This window comes from Streptomyces sp. WAC04114 (genome assembly GCF_019733245.1).
Taxonomy (GTDB): Bacteria; Actinomycetota; Actinomycetes; order Streptomycetales; family Streptomycetaceae; genus Streptomyces; species Streptomyces massasporeus_A.
Genome location: NZ_JAIGQA010000025.1, coordinates 43,853 through 60,849 on the forward strand (window position 1 = coordinate 43,853; position 16,997 = coordinate 60,849).

Genomic DNA, 16,997 nt, shown 5'->3' on the forward strand with positions numbered 1-16,997 from the left:
AGGAAGGCTTCCAGTGAGCGAATCAGCACGTGTCGATGCCCGGCAGCAGGACCCTGTTACCGAGGCGGCGGGCGATGCTTCGGCGCCGCCCACGGTGACGTCCTTCGCGCAGCTGGGGCTGCCGGCCGGCATTCTGAGGGTGCTGGACGAGCACGGTGTGAGCGTGCCCTTTCCCATCCAGGCGGCGGCGCTGCCGAACGCGCTCGCGGGACGGGACGTCCTGGGCCGGGGCCGCACCGGCTCGGGTAAGACGCTCGCGTTCGGCCTGGGGATGCTCGCCCGGACGGCCGGGCGGCGCGCGCAGCCCAAGGAGCCGCTGGCGCTCGTCCTCGTGCCCACCAGGGAGCTGGCGCAGCAGGTCGGTGAGGCGCTCACCCCGTACGCCGAGGCCCTGCGGCTGCGGCTCGCGACCGTGGTGGGCGGCGTGTCCATCGGACGGCAGGCCGCCGCGCTGCGGGACGGCGCCGAGATCGTCGTCGCCACGCCCGGCCGCCTGCACGACCTCGTGGAACGCAAGGGCTGCCGGCTCGGGCGGGTGCGCATCGCGGTCCTGGACGAGGCCGACCAGATGTGTGACATGGGCTTCCTGCCGCAGGTCACCGAGATCCTGGACCAGGTGCGTCCCGACGGCCAGCGGATGCTGTTCTCGGCGACCCTGGACCGTGACGTCGACCAGCTGGTGCGGAGCTACCTCCGAGACCCCGTCGTGCACTCCGTGGACCCCTCGTCCAGCGCGGTCCCGGCCATCGAGCACCACGTCTTCGTCGTGCACGGCCCCGACCGGTACGCCGTGACCACGGAGATCGCCGCCCGTGACGGCCGCGTCCTGCTGTTCCTGGACACCAAGCACGGCGTCGACCAGCTCACGCGGCACCTGCGGGCCAGCGGCGTGGCCGCCGCCGCCCTGCACAGCGGCAAGTCCCAGCCGCAGCGCACCAAGACCCTGGCCCAGTTCAAGAACGGCCAGGTCACCTCGCTGGTGGCGACGAACGTCGCCGCACGCGGCCTGCACATCGACGATCTCGACCTCGTGGTCAACGTCGATCCGGCCACCGACCCGAAGGACTACCTGCACCGCGCGGGCCGCACCGCCCGGGCCGGCCGCTCCGGCACCGTCGTGACGCTCGTCCTGCCGGGACAGCGCCGCGAGTCGAGCCAGGTCATGGCGGACGCCGACGTCACTTCCAAGGTCACCAAGGTACGGTCCGGGGAGGCGGAGCTCAGCCGGATCACCGGCGCCAGGGCCCCCTCCGGAGAGCCGCTCGACGGCGGCCCGGCGGCAAGCCGGCCCAAGAACCACAACGCCCCGTTCCGCGGCCTGGGCAGCACCAAGGACGCGAAGAGCGGCTCCGGCAGCAGGTCGTCCCGCAAGAGTAGCGAGGCCCGCAAGCTCGCCGAGGCCCGCAGAGCGGCCCGGGTGCGCCGCGGTGGCTGAGCCCGGCGCTCGAAACTGCCGGGCCGGTTCCGACGCCTTTCACCTGCCCCAGGTGTGCTGTCCCGGGACGTTGGTGACAGGCGACCCGCCCGTTGCGTGGTCCTTGAACGGGGCGGGGGCCTCCCGAGAAGGGAGAGGCAGGTCCCTCACAGTGCCGCTGCCGTCTGCGTCGGCTCTGCGCAGCTTGTGTTTGGTGGTGAAGTACGCGCCGCCGAACGGCTGGAACCAGGCGGTGCCGTGGTGGAGGGTGACGTCCAACCATTCTGCCCGCGTGCTCTCCTCGACGGCGTCGCTGAAGGCGTCGTACGGCTCGCGGGCGCGCGTCACGCCGTAGCGATTACGGGCTGCGGCGGTGTTGATGGGGATGCTCTGGGCGCACACGCTGCCGTTGCGGCCGGATGCGCCCGAGCCGATCGACGGCACCGAGGTGCCGGCGCGCCGCCCGCTCGCGGGACGCCAAATACCAGAAGGAGAGCAGGTTTTGCGGCAGTCGATGAGCACGGGCCTTCACGCTTCTGCCAGGAGAGCCGATCGTCGTGGAGACCGGACCGGGCCCGGTCTCGACGCCCTACATTTTCGCGCATGTCGTGGTATTCCGCGAACCGACGTGGTATATCGCTGCTCGCGTGCGAGAAAGGGCAATCCGGGTAAGCTGAATGAGGGCACGGCGATGTCTCGGTACAGAAGGAGCCCGCACAACGGTGACCGTGTATACCGGAGACCATGTTTACCGGAATCGCGTTCGCAGGCGATCAGGGTCGAGTCCCGGCCCGGGGCCCGGAGAATTATCTTTCATCAGCTCGGCCCACAGGCCTCTCCGTCGCCGTCCGGTGTCGTTCGCCCAGCTCGACCCGCCCACCAAGTGGTCCTCCCAGGAGGTTAGTTGGGATGAACGCACGACTGCGAAGCCAGGCTGCGATCGTCGTCGTCAGCTCATGTATCGTCGTGTTGACAGCGTTTTACTACGCATTCCCGGAGCAGCGGCTGCTGTTCGTGGCCATAGGAGCGGCCGGCGTCATCGGTATCGTCCTTGGTGTCTTTATCAACCATCCGGCGCATCGACTCCCCTGGCTGCTGCTCGCCGCGGGAAACTTTACCTTCGTCGCGGGCCAGGCAACCCAGATCATTCTCATCCAGATACTCAATGAAGACATCCCGTTCCCGTCTATCGCTGACGGTTTCTATCTCGCGGCATATCCGCTCTATGCGGCGGGACTGCTGGGCTTCGCGCACTGGCGCACGAGTTGGCGCGACCGGGCGAGTCTCGTCGACGCGCTGACGCTGACCGTCGGCCTGGCGTTGCTGTCGTGGCTCTTTCTCATCGATCCGTACGCCCGTGCCGAGGGTCTCACCTGGGTGCAGAAGGCGTTCGCCATCGCCTATCCGCTCGGCGACATCCTCGTCCTGGCGATGCTGCTGCGGCTGCTCGTCGGCCGCGGCGGCAAGAGCCGCTCGCTCATGCTGCTCACCATGGGAACCGTCGGCCTGCTCACCGCTGACGTGCTGTACGGTCTGATCCAGCTGAACGGGACGTGGCGCACGGGTAGCGCGGTCGAACTCGGCTGGGCCGTCCTGTACGGCGCCTGGGCGGTTGCCGCGCTCGATCCGTCCATGCGCTTGCTGACTCAACCGCTGCCGTGGCGAGCCGAGACCGGCACGGGCCGGCTGGCCCTGCTCACTCTGGCGTCGCTCATCGCGCCCGCCATCCTTCTGACGGAGGCGGTGCGCGGCGTGAGGTCCAACGTCGGCGTCATCGGGGTCTTTTCCGCGGTGCTCTTCCTCCTCGTGCTCTACCGCCTGGCGGGGGTGGTGGCGACCCACCGGCGGGCGGTCGGCCGGGAGAAGGCGCTGCGCGACGCGGTGTCGTCGCTGGGCGGAGCGGGCGAGCTGCGGGACGTGGCCGCGGCAGTCCACTCCGCGGTGACGCAGCTGATGTCGGTCGGCCCGCCCCGTTCCGCGCTGCTCACCCTGCCTGACAGCACACTCTGGGTGAACGGGGCCCACAGCGTCCTGCGGGGGCCCCTGGCCGCGCGGGCGACCACAGCCGTACGGGAACTGACCGCGTCCGGCGAGAACCGCCTGGTGACCCTCGACGGTGTGGGGCCCGTCCTTGTCGACCACCTCACGGTGGAGCCTCCCCGCAACGACCACGCGCTGGTCTGCCGGCTCGCCGCGCAGGGGCATCCCTCGGGCGACCCGCTGATCGGAGTGCTGATCGTGGTGGGGGAGGAGCACGACCTGCTCGTGCTCCGCGATACGCTGGTGACTCTCGGCGCGCAGGCCGCACTTGCCGCGCAAAGGGTCACTCTCGCCCACGAGGTCAACCGGCGCAACAGCGAGATGTACTTCCGCACGCTGGTGCAGAACGCCTCGGATGTCATCCTGATCCTCGACGAGGACGACCGGGTCCGTTACGCCAGCCCCTCCGCCGACCCGGTCCTCGGTCTGCCGGACCTGGAAGGCACCCTCCTCGTCGATCTGGTGCCACCGCAGGACAGTCGCGCGGTGGTCGAGACGCTCGGCCGGATCCGCAGGGGCGAGCCGCAGACCGGGCGCGAGCACTGGCGCGTGGTCCGCGGCGACCGGTCGTCCATCGAGGTCGAACTGAAGTGGAGCGACCTGCGGGAGGAGGCGACCGTCGGTGGAGTGGTGCTCACGCTGCGGGACGTGACAGAACAGCGCAAACTCGAACGCGAGCTCACCCACCAGGCGTTCCATGACTCGCTCACCAATCTGGCCAACCGCGTGCTCTTCCAGGACCGGGTCAACCACGCCCTGACACAGGCTCAGCGCGACGGCACGGTGGTCGGCGTGCTCTTCATCGACGTGGACGATTTCAAGGTCGTCAACGACATGCACGGCCACGGTGTGGGCGACGAACTCCTGGTCGCGCTGTCACTCCGGCTGCAGACGACCGTCCGTGCATCCGACACCGCCGCGCGCGTCGGTGGTGACGAATTCGCACTGCTCGTGGAGGGCTCCGTCGGGACAGAGGGCGTGGAGCGCTTCACCGAACACGTGATGAGCGTGTTCGACGAGCCGTTCCGGCTCAGTGTGGGGCCGATGAGCACGTACGCCAGCATCGGCGTCGCGACGACGGAAGACAGCATCGACTCGGTCGAACTGCTGACCCACGCCGATCTCGCGCTGTACTCGGCGAAGACGGCGGGCAAGCGCCAGTGGCGCCGCTACCACCCGGAACTGCAGAGTGGCATGGCCGAGCGCGCCAACCTGCAGGAGGCCCTGGACAGTTCGTCGATCGAGACGTCGTTCCTGGTGCTTTACCAGCCCATCGTGGAGCTGGCCAGTGGTCAGGTCGCCGGCTTCGAGGCGCTCGTTCGCTGGCCCCACTCCTCGCGCGGCATGGTGATGCCGGAGCAGTTCATCACGCTGGCCGAGGAGAGCGGGCAGATCGTCCCCCTGGGGGCCTGGGTGCTTGACCAGGCCGCGGCCGAGGCGGTCCGTTGGGAAAGCTCCGTCCTGCGCGACGGGACGGCCGGTCTTAAACCGCCGTACATCAGCGTGAATGTGTCACCCCGACAGTTCCGGGACGACGACTTCTACAACATGGTCCGGCGCGCCCTGGATCTCTCCGGCATCGAACCGACCTCTCTCGTACTGGAACTGACCGAGAGTGTGCTGTTGTACAACGACGAGCGTATTCTGGGCGAGATGAATGCGCTCACGGAGCTCGGCATTCGTATTGCGATCGACGATTTCGGAACGGGCTACTCGTCGTTGAGCTATCTGCGTGAGTTCCCCATCTCGATACTCAAGATCGACAAATCGTTCGTCGACGAACTCGGGCGGTCGCCGGAACAGTTTGCGCTCGTCGAGGGCATCGCACATCTCGCTGACACGCTCGGCCTCACGGTCATCGCCGAGGGGGTGGAGAACGTGATGCAGCAGGAGTTGCTGATCTCCATGGGCTGCCGGTTGGCGCAGGGCTATCTCTTCGCAGAACCGGTCAGTGCCGAGGAGGCGGCGCAACTGGTCCTCGCACCGCCGCTCGGCCGTTTGGCCGAATTGCCGGTGAGGCCGGCGGAAGGGAAGCAGTGATGGCGGCGGCCCCTACCCGCCAGGAGTTCGGATAGTGCTCCGCAGGAGCCGGGCGTGGCAGGAGGCTCGAGGTGACGGAACGTGATCCTCGGACGGCAGAGTCGGTTGCACCGTGCGTCGTACTGCGCAACGACGAGGCGCAGTACGCGGTCTGGCCCGCGGACCGCCGGATTCCGGCCGGGTGGCATCGGATCGGCGGACCGGAGTCCGACACGTGGTGCGAGGCTCTGGTCGAGCGCCTTTGGGCCGACATGCGGCCCGCGAGTGCCCGCGCCGAGCGGCCACCGGAGTCCTGGCCGGGCAGCGTGCCCGGGCTGGTGCGGGAGCGAGCGACCCGTGAGCCGTCCGCTCTCGCGGTGCTCTCGGACGACGGTCGGCTCAGCTACGCCGAGCTGAGCGGTCGCGCCGACCGGCTTGCCGGCCGCTTGCGGGAGTGGGACGTCGGCCCGGAGTGCGTCGTCACCGTGTGCCTGGACCGCGTGCCCGAGCTGATCATCGCCCTGCTGGCGGTGCTGGGAGCCGGTGGCGCGTTTCTGCCGCTCGACCCGGCGACCCCGCCGCAGCGGATGGTCGCACTGGTCGGTGAGGCCGGTTCACGCCTCATCATCACGAGCCGCGAGCACGCCCCGATGTTCGCCGGGTGCGATGCACGGATCGTCCACGCCGAGGCGGCCGGGGAACCGGCTGCGCAGACGCCGTCGGAAGCGTCGCGGCCGACAGCCGGCCCCGGCCCGGACGACCTCGCCTACGTGATCTACACCTCCGGTTCCACCGGGCCGCCCAAGGGGGTGATGATCAGCCACCGATCGCTGGCCCACTCCCTCACGGCGGTGGTCCGGGCCTACGATCTGACGCCGTCCGACCGGGTGCTGCACGCCGCGGCGCTCGGCTTCGACACCTCACTGGAGCAGATCTTCGCCACGCTGATCAGCGGCGCGACGCTCATCCTCGCGGGAACCCCGACGTGGGCGCCCACCGACCTGCTGCGCCGCCTGCCCGAGTACGGGATCACCGTCGCCGACCTGCCCCCCGCGTACTGGCACCGGGTCGTCTCCGTCGCGGACCGCGGTGAGATGCTCGCGTCGCTGAGGCTCGCCATCGTCGGCGGGGAGATCGTCACCGCGAAGGACTGCCGCGCCGTTTTGGGCAAGATCCCCGGCGTACGGCTCGTCAACGCCTACGGGCTCACCGAGACCACCATCACCTCCACGCTCTGCGAACTGAATCAGGAAGTGCTCGCCGCGCCGGACACCGCCGTCGCCCCGGTCGGCCGGCCCTTGGAGGGGAGTCACGTCCATGTGCTCGACGCCGACCTACGCCCGGTGCAGCCGGGCGAGCGCGGTGAGATCTACATCGGCGGGCAGGGGCTGGCGCGCGGCGTCTGGCGACAACCCGCCCTGACCGCACGGCAGTTCCTGCCCGATCCGCACGGCTGTGTGCCGGGAGACCGTATGTATCGCACCGGGGACCTGGGCCGCCGGCGCTCGGACGGCAATCTGGAAGTGCTGGGCAGGGCCGACGACCAGATGAAGATCCGCGGGTTCCGGGTCGACCCGGCGGAGATCGAGGCCGCGCTCGTCTCCCGTCCGGAAATCGGCCAGGCGATGGTGGTGGCCCGGACGCGTGACAACGGTGACCGGGACCTGGTCGCCTACTACACGCCCGACTCGCCACCGACCGGCGGCGAGGCGGCGCAGCGCGCACGCCTGAGGTCGGCACTCAGCGAGGTCCTGCCGGGCTACATGGTCCCGGCGGCCTTCCACGCGGTGGAACGGCTGCCCGTCGCGCCCAGCGGAAAGCTCGACCGCAAGGCCGTACCGAAATCCGCGGCTGCGCCGACCACGGACGGCGCCGACGACCGTCCGGTGGTGCAGGGGATGGCCCAGCTGTGGTGCCAGATCCTGGGTGTGGACTACGTCCGTCCGCACGATGACTTCTTCGAGCTGGGCGGCAACTCGCTGCTGGCCATGGAGATGCTCGCCCGCACCCGCGTCGTATTCGGCATCGGCGTCACACAGATCCGCGACCTGACCCGTTCACTGCTGCGGCAGCCGATGCTCGCCGCGTTCGCCGAATCCGTGCGCCAGGCACGCTCCGGCACGCTGACGCGCCCAGGCGGTTTGAGCGTCGACTTCGCCTCGGAGACCGATCGGCGCGTTCCGGAGGTGGGCCGTGACGGGCCGGCTCCGGATCCCCGCCGCCCCGGCGATGTCCTTCTCACCGGGGCGACGGGATTCTGCGGCGCCCACATGATCGACGAACTGCTGCGCAGCACGAAGGGCCGGATCCTTTGCCTGGTCAGGGCCTCGGACGAGCAGCACGGCATGGAGATGATCCGCGCGAGCCACCAGCGGTACGTCCTCAGGGATCTGTCCAGCACGCGCGTGCAGCCGGTCGTGGGCGACCTGGGCAAGCCCGGACTGGGGCTGCCTCCCGGGCGGTTCGAGGAGCTGGGATCGACCATCGACGCCGTCTACCACTTCGGCGCACAGGTCAACTTCATCTACCCGTACCACGAGTTGCGCGCGGTCAACGTCGACGGAACATACGAGATCATCCGCCTCGCCGCAGGCAGGGCCGTCCCCGTCCACTTCGCCTCCAGCATGGCGGTGCTCGCCGGATTCGGACCGGCCGGGGTGCGCGAGGTGACCGAGAGCACGCCGCTGGGCTTTCCGGAGTATCTGTCGGTCGGATACGTGGAGACCAAGTGGGTCGCCGAGACGCTGCTGAAGAAGGCATCCGACGCGGGATTGCCGGTCGCCGTCTACCGTCTGATGGACATCGCGGGCAGCAGTGGAACCGGCGTGATGAACACCAGCAGCGAGATGGCCGCCCTCATCAGCTTCATCGCGCGGACCGGTCTGTGCCCAGACGTCCGGTTGCCGCTGGACTTCCTGCCGGTCGATCGCCTCGTCCGCGCGATCGGACACATCTCCACCCGCCGTCCCCCGCACGGCGAGGTCTATCACCTCACCAACCCCCGTCCCGCACTGCTCGGTTCACTGGCCGAGCGCATGCGCCAATGTGGGTATCCGGTCCGTGAGATCCCGTACACAGAGTGGATCGCCGCTTTGGTGAAGTATGCGGCCGGACACCCCACCGACGCGATAACACCATTCGTCCCGCTCTTCGTCGACCTGTGCCACGGCGCCGACATCACCGTGAGCGAGATGTACTTCCAGGGGGTTTTCCCGGAGTTCACCCGCACCAACGCGGAGCGGGCGCTGGTGGATGCCGGGATCGGCGTTCCGCCCGTGGACGCGCTGATGATGGACCGCTTCATCGACTTCCTGCAACAGGCCGAGCAGGCAGGGCCGGTGGCCGACCGGGGGCAGGGAGCGGCACGGTGGTGACCCGGTGCCCCGACTGGGATGCGCTGGACGTGCTGGAAGCCCCCGCCGACGGCCCGGTGGCCTTCTCCGCCGACCTCAGCCCCGCCGGGCTCCTGGCGGCGTACCGCGCCGGGGTCTATCCGTTCCCGGCAGCCGACGAGTACGCCCGTGCCCTCAATGAGGTGGTTTTCGCCGATCAGGTGCAGGCGGGCCGCATCCCGCTCGTGGGGGAACAGGAGCCGGCTGATCCCTTTGCCGTTTCCTGGTGGTCGCCCGACCCCAGGCCGGTCCTGCCCGTTTCGGCCGCGCATCTCAGCCGTAGCCTCGCCCGGCGGCTGCGCAACGGGCTGTCGTGGTCGACCAGCCTGGACCAGGGGTTCGAGCGGGTCGTGCGTGCATGCCGCGGCGACCGAGTCCCGCTCTGGCTCACCGAAGAACTGATCGCAAGCCTGGTCCGCCTGCACGAGCTGGGTCATGCGCACAGCGTCGAGGTGTGGGAGGACGGCGATCTGATCGGTGGCGTCTTCGGCCTCAGGGTCGGATCGGTCTTCAGCATGGACTCGATGTTCTTCCAGCGTCCCGGCGCCTCGAAGGTGGCGGTGAGCGACCTCGCCGCGCGTTTCGCGCAGGCCGGCGGCGAGTTGCTCGACGCGCAGCGGGACAGCCCGCACGTCCGCGATCTCGGCGGCATCCTCATGCCGCGAGATCAGTACGTGCGACGCCTTCGCCGCACCGCGCCCGACGGCCTCCCGATGCCCGCCGCCACGTTGCCCGCCCGCCGCCTCGCCAGGACCGCGGGATCACGCTGACCTTGTTCGTCGTGCTGTCCGGCGCCCTGGATGCATGACCCCGGGCCCACCGGCTCCGGGTGATGGGCGTCAGGCGCCCCTCGGGCGCGGCGTAGGCCTCGGGCCGGGTCAGCCCTGCCTTCCTCCCGCGCCCCGAATGGGGCAAGTGGGTCATATGTGGTGAAGGTTAACTAACGGTTCTAATGTGTGACTGACAGTCCGACTTCGTGAACAGGCCGGTGATGTTCCCACCTCGCGTACTCGTCATCGACGACGACCAGGATGTGAGCGCTCTGCTGGAGCGCCACTTCCGCGAGCGGGGATGCCCCGTGGCCGTCGCGCACTCGGGGGAAGAGGGGCTCGGCCTCGCCTTCGCCGACCCGCCGGACATCGCGGTCGTCGACGTGATACTGCCCGGCATCGACGGACGGGAGGTCGTCCGCAGGCTGCGGGCGGACGACCGGACGAGGAGATGCCGTCTCGTGGTCACCTCGGTGCTCGATCCGGAAGATCTGATCGGCCTCGCGGACGAGGTGCTGCCCAAGCCGTTCCGGCAGTCGGCCGTGGTGCGGCTCGTTGACTCCTACCGGAGCTCTGTGGCCCAGGAGTCCCAGGAGTCCCAGGAGGAGTAATGGCTCATGTCCTGATCGCTGACGACGACGCGGACATCCGGGATTTGGTGGCGTTCAAGCTGACTCAGAGCGGTCATCAGGTCACGGCCGTGGAGGACGGCATGGCCGCACTCCGGGCAACGCGGGAGAACACCGTGGACCTGGCACTGCTCGACATCCGGATGCCGGGCATGTCGGGTCTGGACGTGTGCCGGGAGCTGCGCGCCACGGCCCAGACCGCGACACTCCCCGTCATCATGATCACCGCCCGGTCCCAGGAAGCGGACGTCGAGGTCGGCTTCGCGGCGGGAGCCGACGACTACATCATCAAGCCGTTCAGCCCGCGAGAGCTCTCCAGCAGGGTCACCGCGGTGCTCAACCGGGTGGAACGGTGATTTCCGCCGGCATCGTCCGTGGCGCGCTGCTGATCCTGCTGGCCGTCGTCCTGGCGCTGGGCCTGCTGATCGTCGGCAACCGTCTCGTCCGCAGTCACCGGGAGCGCAGACGCGAGCGGATCGCGGCACCGGTGCGCGGCTCCCTGCTGGAGCTTCTGTGCGCCGAAGGGGATGAGCAGACCGAGTTGCTGAACCGGCTGGCAGAAATCGACAGACGGAGCTGGGCCGCCCTGGAGCCGACCCTTACCGCGCTGCTGGGCAAGGTCGCCGGTGGGGCCCGCACTGCGCTGATCCGCCTGTACGAGCTGCGCGGGGCCGCCGTGGACGCCGTCGCCGCCCTGTCGAGCCGCAGCGCGGCCCGGCGGGGGCGTGCCGCGCAGGTGCTCGGTCAGCTCAGCCACCGCCCCGCCGCCCCGTCGCTGTGCCGTCTGCTGGCCGACCACGACCCCGAGGTGCGCCTGGCCGCCACCCGGGCGCTGGGCCGGTGCGGGGGCCCGGAAGCCGTGCCGTACCTGCTGGAGTCCCTCCACGGACCGCGGGCCGTGCCGCCCGCCGCGGTCATCAGGGCGCTGGTCTCCTTGGGGCCCGAGGGCCAACGGAATGTGGTCGCCGGGCTGGAACATCCGCAACCCCTCGCCAGGGCCGTCGCCATCGAGGTCCTCGGCGCGACCGGCGTGGTTTCCCGTACGTCCGAGATCGCCCGTGCACTGCGCGAGGACCCCCAGATCGAGGTGCGCGTCAAAGCGGCACGCGCGCTGGGCAGATTGGGCATGCCCGAGGGCCTGGAGCCGCTGCTGGCGGCCGTCCGGCCCGGTCAGCCGGTCGCCCTGCGCATGGTGGGCGCCGGAGCCCTCGGCACTCTGGGAGCCGTCGCCGCGACGGGCCCGCTGGCGGAGCTGCTCGGCGATTCCGACCGGCATGTGGCCGCCACCGCCGCTCGCGCGCTGTTGCAGCTCGGCCCGGAAGGACGTGCCGAGCTGCACGCGGCGGCCGACGAACGTTCCAGCGGACCGGCCGCCGCCCAGGCCAGAGCCGTGCTCGCCGAATCGGCGGTCGGGGCCGCACGCCACGACGTCCGCGCGGAGGTGGCGCTGTGAGCGTGGCGGCCGGCGAACCGTGGGCGTCGCTGCTGGGCGCGCTGCACACGCTGATCACCGCGTGTGACAGCGTGGTGATCGTGTACTTCCTGGCCATCAACACCAGCTATCTGGTGCTGATCCTCATCGCCCTCGGGGAGTTCGTCAGAACGCTGCGGCGGGCTCCCTTCGCAGGCCACGACGAAGCCGCCACCAGCCCCCTCACCCCACCCGTTTCCGTGATCATGCCCGCGCACAACGAAGCGGCCGGCATCGCCGAAGCGGTCCGGGCCATGCTGCTGCTGCGCTACCCGGAGTTCGAGGTCGTCGTCGTCGACGACGGCTCCACCGACGGCACGCTGGAAGCTCTCCGGGAAGCCTTCGACCTCGCCGAGGTGGAGTACGTGGTGCCCGAGGACATCCCGGTACGCGGCAGGGTCACCTCCGTCCATCTGCCCAGGGGCGGTCCCGTACGCCTCGTGGTGGCCCGCAAGGACAACGGTGGCAAGGCCGACGCGCTCAACGTCGGGATCAACCTGGCGCGCTACCCGCTGGTGTGCATGGTGGACGCCGACTCGATCCTCGACTCCCAGGCGCTGCTCGCGGTGGCCAAACCGTTCTGCGACGACCCGCAGCGGGTGGTCGCCTCCGGCGGCGTGGTCGGCCTCGCCAACGGCTGCACCGTCGTGGCGGGACGGGTGGTCGAGGCGCGCGTGCCCCCGGACTTGCTCGGACGCGTTCAGGTCGTCGAGTATCTTCGCGCCTTCCTGCTCGGCCGCACCGGATGGTCCAAGCTCGGCAGCCTGCTGATCATCGCAGGGGCCTTCGGTCTCTTCCGCAAGGACGCGGTCGTGGCGATCGGCGGGATGGACCCCGACTGCATCGGCGAGGACGCCGAGCTGGTCATCCGCCTTCACAAGCACATGCGCGAGCTGGGCCGCGACTACCGCATCGTCTTCGTGGCCGAGCCCATCTCCTGGAGCGAGGCGCCCTCGCAGCGGAAGGTCCTCGCCCACCAGCGACGGCGCTGGCACCGCGGCCTGACGGAGATCCTGCTCAAGCACCGCCGCATGATCGGTAACCCCCGCTACGGCCGGATCGGCCTGCTGGCGCTGCCCTTCTACGTGGTCTTCGAACTGCTGGCCCCGCTGGTGGAGCTCGCAGGGCTCGTCCTCGTGCCCCTGGGCGTACTGATGGGCGCGGTGAACGTGGACTTCCTGTGGCGCTTCCTGGTCGTCACCTACATCTACGCCGTCGTCGTCGGCATGGTGTCGGTCGCGGTGGAGGAGTACGCCTTCCACCGGTTCACGCGGTGGCGGGACGTCTGGGGAGGCCTCGTCGGGGTGGTGGCCGAGAACATCGGATACCGCCAGCTGACAGCGTGGTGGCGGTTGCGCGGCATGTGGGACGGGTTGCGCAGATCTCCCCAGGTGTGGGGTGCCATGACCCGGGCCGGATTCGACTCTCCCGGCCCGGTCAGGGAGAAGGGAGGTGATCGTGCATGAGCCGTACCTCCGGACGGGGCGCCGGCCGGGTGGCGCACCGGCTCGTCCTCGCATTCGGACTGCTGACCCTGCTGATCGCCCTGTGCGGGGCCAGCACGCTGATCGGCGCGCTGGCGCTGGAAAGCCAGCGCGACCGGATCATCGACCGCGTGCTCCCCGCCCAGGAGGACAACGTGCGCCTGCTCAGCGCCTGTATCAGCGCGCAGCGTTCGATGCGGGGCTACCTGGTCACGGGCGACCAGAGTGAGCTCGCCGACTTCCGTGCGGCCCGGGAGAGCATTGCGTCGATCAGCGGCGACGTCCGTGCGCACGAGGTCCTGGACGAAGACGATCGCACGACACAGCAGCGGCAGATCGAGGCGTATCTGCGCGTTGCGGACGACCAGGCGAAGAGCACTCCGGGAAGCGCGCGGGCCGTCATGCTCACCCGCGAGGCCTCTCGGCGCTTCGACGCGTTCGAGGTGACCAACGCCCGCCTGGACGACCAGATGAGCGAAGAAGAGCAGCGTCTGGAGGACCGCGCCGACACCACTATCCGGGCGGGCATCGCCGGGTTCGGTGCCGCACTGGTCGCGGCCCTCGCCCTGGCCGTGTACACGTCGGTGCGCACCACGCGCGCCCTGACCGGACCGTTGCGGAAAACCGAGCGGACGCTCGGCCGGCTCACCGCCGGAGACCACGCGGCCCGGGCCGAGGTGACGGGGCCGGAGGAGATGCGTGCGGTGGCGCGGTCCGTCAACCTGCTGGCGGACCAGAGGGACCGGCTGCGCGCGGTCGAGCAGGAACGGCAGCGACTGTCGACGGCCGCGAAGGAGACCGGCATCCGGATCAGGGACCGCCTCGACGTCGGCTACGTCCTCGACGAGGCGTGCAACGGCATCGGCGAGGTCCTCGCCGCAGACTACGTCTTCATCCTGCTCGCCGAGGACGGCGGCTCCGGATTTCCCCTGGCCCGGGTGTGGTCCGCCGAGCGGGGTCTGCTGTCCGACGACGAGCGAAGGGGCATCCCGACGCTCCCGGCCGACGTGGTCCGCGACCACTACCGGCGGGCAACGCCCTGGCTGGTCACCGACCTGTCCCCGTACGTGTCGGACACCAGACCCATACCAGGTGCCCCCGGCTCCTTCGGGAAGACCGGTATGCCGGCAGAGAACCGCGCCGCCGCGGCGGCGCTCGGGCTGGTCTCGGCCGTGATCGTCCCCATCGGGGTGGGGGAGGAACCGATCGGCGCCGTGTCCGTGGCCCGAACCAGCGCAGACCGCCCCTGGCGTCCGGTGGACGTCGAATTCGCCGAGTCCATGGCAGGCGGCATCGGCCGGGCGCTGCACACCGCCCTCCTCTACGAGAAGGAGTCAGGCCTGGTGGACAAGCTGCGCGCCCTGGACAAGGCCAAGAGTGACTTCCTGTCCACCGTCTCCCATGAGCTGCGCACCCCGCTGACCAGCATCATGGGGTACATCGAGCTGCTGAAGGACGAGGACGGCGACCCGCTCTCCCCGTCCCAGCTGCGCATGCTGGACGTCGTCGACCGCAACGCCAACCGGTTGCGGGCACTGATCGAGGACCTGCTCACGCTCTCCAGGATCGAGTCGGGAGCGTTCACCTCCCGGAAGGCACCGATCGACCTGCGGCAGCTGGTGGTCTCGGCGACCGACGCGATCAAACCGGCCGCCGAGGCCGCCTCGGTCAGACTGGAGACGCGCTGCCCCGAGCAGCCACTGGTCCTGGAGGCGGACGGCGAACAACTCGACCGGGTCCTGATGAACCTGCTGTCCAACGCCGTGAAGTTCACCCACGGCGGCGGGACGGTCAGCGTACGAGCAGACGCGCAGGACGGGGAGGCGGTCCTGAGCGTGAGCGACACCGGCATCGGCATCCCCGCGGCCGAGCAGGAGAAGCTCTTCCAACGGTTCTTCCGCGCCTCCAACGCCACTGAGCAGGCCATCCCGGGAACCGGCCTGGGGCTGACCATCGTGCACACGATCGTGGCGAACCACGGCGGCCGAACGCAGGTGCGCTCCGAAGAGGGGCGGGGTACCACGATCACCACCTGGCTGCCGCTCACCGGCCCGAACGGTGCGGCGGGCTCCGCCTGAACGGCGCTGCCGCAGCTCGAGAATTCGGAGGTGCCGCCTTGGAGGCGGTACGCCGTCCGGTCCCCGCACGGCCGACGCCGAAGCGGCCGCGGGCGCCGTGTGCCGCAGCGGAACGTGAGTCGCTCCGAACGGAGTTGGTCCAGCCGTGCAGGGTACGGGGATCGCTGTGGCCGGCGTGGTCGAAGTCGTCGGCCGGCACCCAGCCGAGGGTACGACGAATTGGCATCCGAGGGTTGAGGCGCCGTCAGAAGGCCGTCAAAGGAAGCGAAGGCAGGTGGGTGCCCGGTGACCGGGCACCCCGAATGCAGGGCAGACCGTAACCCTTTCAACCTCCACTTGCTCGATTTGCGATCTTCTATGGTTCATTCTTTGCTTGATATGTCCGACGAGCGGATCGCTTGATCGCCGTCATCGCACGCGCCGCACCGGAACCGTCGCGACGGGTCTGTTCGGTGGTCCCGGCCACGCCTCGTGGTCGCGCCTGACATGTGGAGGCGGACGATGGAACCGGAGTCGACACCCACGCCGAGGCAGTATGCGGCGGACGACGAGGAGCGATTTCGGCTGCTGCTCAAGAACTCCTCGGACATGGTCTTCCGCCGGACGTTGGAAGGCGTCTACCAGGAGGTGTCCGCCGCGGGGCAGGAACTGCTGGGCCGTGCGGCCGAGGAGATCGTGGGGACCTCGGTGAAGTCCTGGGTCCACCCGGCCGATGCGGAGGAATTCGAATGGGCCGAGCGCGATCTGCTCCGCGACGGCCGGGTGGCGGTCTGCCTGCGTCTGAGGCATGCCGACAGCCACCCGATGTGGACGGAGATGACGTGCTGGGTGGTGCGGGACCCCGCAGGCGAGCCGCTCGAAGTGCGCGGGTTCATCCGTGAGGCGGAGGGGCAGCGGCGCAGGGAGGAAGCGCTGCGGCTGTTGCAGGATCAGGCACGTTCGGTCATCGAGACCGCCCGGGACGCCTTCGTCTCCATCGACGAGGACGGCCTGGTCATCGACTGGAATCTGAGCGCTGAGAAACTGTTCGGCTACACCCACCACGAGGCGATGGGCCGTCCGCTGACGGAGACGATCATTCCTGAGCGGTACCACGCCGCGCACAGGGCCGGTCTGCAACGGGTGCTGGCCGGCGGAGAGTCCCATGTGCTGGGCGGCCAGGTTGAGCTCACCGCCCGTCATCACGACGGTCACGAGATACCGGTCGAACTGGCGGTGTGGAGGCTGAAGTCGGCGAAGGCGCGCTGCTTCAACGCCTTCATCCGCGACATCAGCGAGCGCAAGCAGGCGCAAGCCGCTGTGGCGGAGGCCCGCGACCAGGCGATCGCCGCGTCCCAGGCGAAGTCGCAGTTCGTGGCCTCCATGAGCCACGAGATCCGCACCCCCATGAACGGCGTCATCGGACTGAGCGAGCTGCTGCTGGGCACCGAACAGGATGCCGAGCAGCGGCGGTACACCGAGGGCATCCATGCCGCCGGCACGGCACTGTTGACGCTGATCAACGACATCCTCGACTTCTCCAAGCTGGAGGCCGGCAAGCTCGAACTGGACGAGGTCCCCTTCAGCCCGCAGGTGCTGGTGGAGGAGGTCGTCTCGCTGGTGGCGCAGACCCCGCAGGCCGAGGGCCTGGAACTGCTCAGCGACTGCCATCCCGACCTGCCCGCGATGGTTCTCGCGGATTCCGGCCGGCTGCGGCAGAT

11 protein-coding genes are annotated in these 16,997 nt (G+C 69.6%); 10 read left to right on the forward strand and 1 reads right to left on the reverse strand.

The window, feature by feature from the left end; genetic code table 11:
• Nucleotides 1-13: 13 nt before the first annotated feature.
• Nucleotides 14-1,435: a DEAD/DEAH box helicase gene (locus K4G64_RS10205; RefSeq protein ID WP_221755694.1), complete on the forward strand. Its 1,422-nt coding sequence runs from the start codon at nt 14-16 to the stop codon at nt 1,433-1,435.
• 39 nt (nt 1,436-1,474) lie between these two features.
• Here K4G64_RS10205 and K4G64_RS10210 read toward each other — a convergent pair whose 3' ends face one another.
• On the reverse strand, nt 1,475-1,936 hold the full coding sequence (locus K4G64_RS10210) for a hypothetical protein (RefSeq protein WP_221755695.1): 462 nt from the start codon (nt 1,934-1,936) through the stop codon (nt 1,475-1,477).
• A gap of 387 nt (nt 1,937-2,323) precedes the next feature.
• Here K4G64_RS10210 and K4G64_RS10215 point away from each other — a divergent pair, with 387 nt between their 5' ends.
• The 9 genes from K4G64_RS10215 to K4G64_RS10255 all read left to right on the forward strand — a co-directional run.
• Entirely contained in the window at nt 2,324-5,494 is a 3,171-nt protein-coding gene (locus K4G64_RS10215) for a bifunctional diguanylate cyclase/phosphodiesterase (protein WP_221755696.1), read from the forward strand.
• A gap of 71 nt (nt 5,495-5,565) precedes the next feature.
• Nucleotides 5,566-8,847 (forward strand): amino acid adenylation domain-containing protein, encoded by a 3,282-nt coding sequence (locus K4G64_RS41015; protein WP_221755697.1) that lies wholly within the window; start codon nt 5,566-5,568, stop codon nt 8,845-8,847.
• Nucleotides 8,841-9,635, forward strand: coding sequence for a leucyl/phenylalanyl-tRNA--protein transferase (locus K4G64_RS10225; RefSeq protein ID WP_221755698.1), 795 nt, complete (start codon nt 8,841-8,843; stop codon nt 9,633-9,635). The genes K4G64_RS41015 and K4G64_RS10225 overlap by 7 nt, the downstream gene beginning before the upstream one ends.
• A 206-nt stretch (nt 9,636-9,841) precedes the next feature.
• Nucleotides 9,842-10,246, forward strand: coding sequence for a two-component system response regulator (locus K4G64_RS10230; protein ID WP_221755699.1), 405 nt, complete (start codon nt 9,842-9,844; stop codon nt 10,244-10,246).
• A complete protein-coding gene (locus tag K4G64_RS10235) occupies nt 10,246-10,620 on the forward strand; it encodes a response regulator transcription factor (RefSeq protein ID WP_221755700.1) in 375 nt (124 codons plus the stop codon). The genes K4G64_RS10230 and K4G64_RS10235 overlap by 1 nt, the downstream gene beginning before the upstream one ends.
• A complete protein-coding gene (locus tag K4G64_RS10240) occupies nt 10,617-11,717 on the forward strand; it encodes a HEAT repeat domain-containing protein (RefSeq protein WP_221755701.1) in 1,101 nt (366 codons plus the stop codon). Before K4G64_RS10235 ends, K4G64_RS10240 begins: the two co-directional genes overlap by 4 nt.
• Complete coding sequence (locus K4G64_RS10245; RefSeq protein ID WP_221755702.1) at nt 11,714-13,201, forward strand: glycosyltransferase; 1,488 nt, start codon at nt 11,714-11,716, stop codon at nt 13,199-13,201. The genes K4G64_RS10240 and K4G64_RS10245 overlap by 4 nt, the downstream gene beginning before the upstream one ends.
• Nucleotides 13,198-15,297: an ATP-binding protein gene (locus K4G64_RS10250; RefSeq protein WP_221755703.1), complete on the forward strand. Its 2,100-nt coding sequence runs from the start codon at nt 13,198-13,200 to the stop codon at nt 15,295-15,297. Before K4G64_RS10245 ends, K4G64_RS10250 begins: the two co-directional genes overlap by 4 nt.
• Before the next feature lie 501 nt (nt 15,298-15,798).
• Nucleotides 15,799-16,997, forward strand: a 1,199-nt coding sequence (locus K4G64_RS10255; protein WP_221755704.1) for a PAS domain S-box protein, incomplete at its 3' end; no start/stop codon positions are given.

Bases quoted from the DNA above. Each gene is read 5' to 3' on its own strand.
- K4G64_RS10215 (WP_221755696.1), top strand. From the start codon at position 2,324: ATGAACGCACGACTGCGAAGCCAGGCTGCGATCGTCGTCGTCAGCTCA.
- K4G64_RS10235 (WP_221755700.1), top strand. From the start codon at position 10,246: ATGGCTCATGTCCTGATCGCTGACGACGACGCGGACATCCGGGATTTG.
- K4G64_RS10250 (WP_221755703.1), top strand. From the start codon at position 13,198: ATGAGCCGTACCTCCGGACGGGGCGCCGGCCGGGTGGCGCACCGGCTC.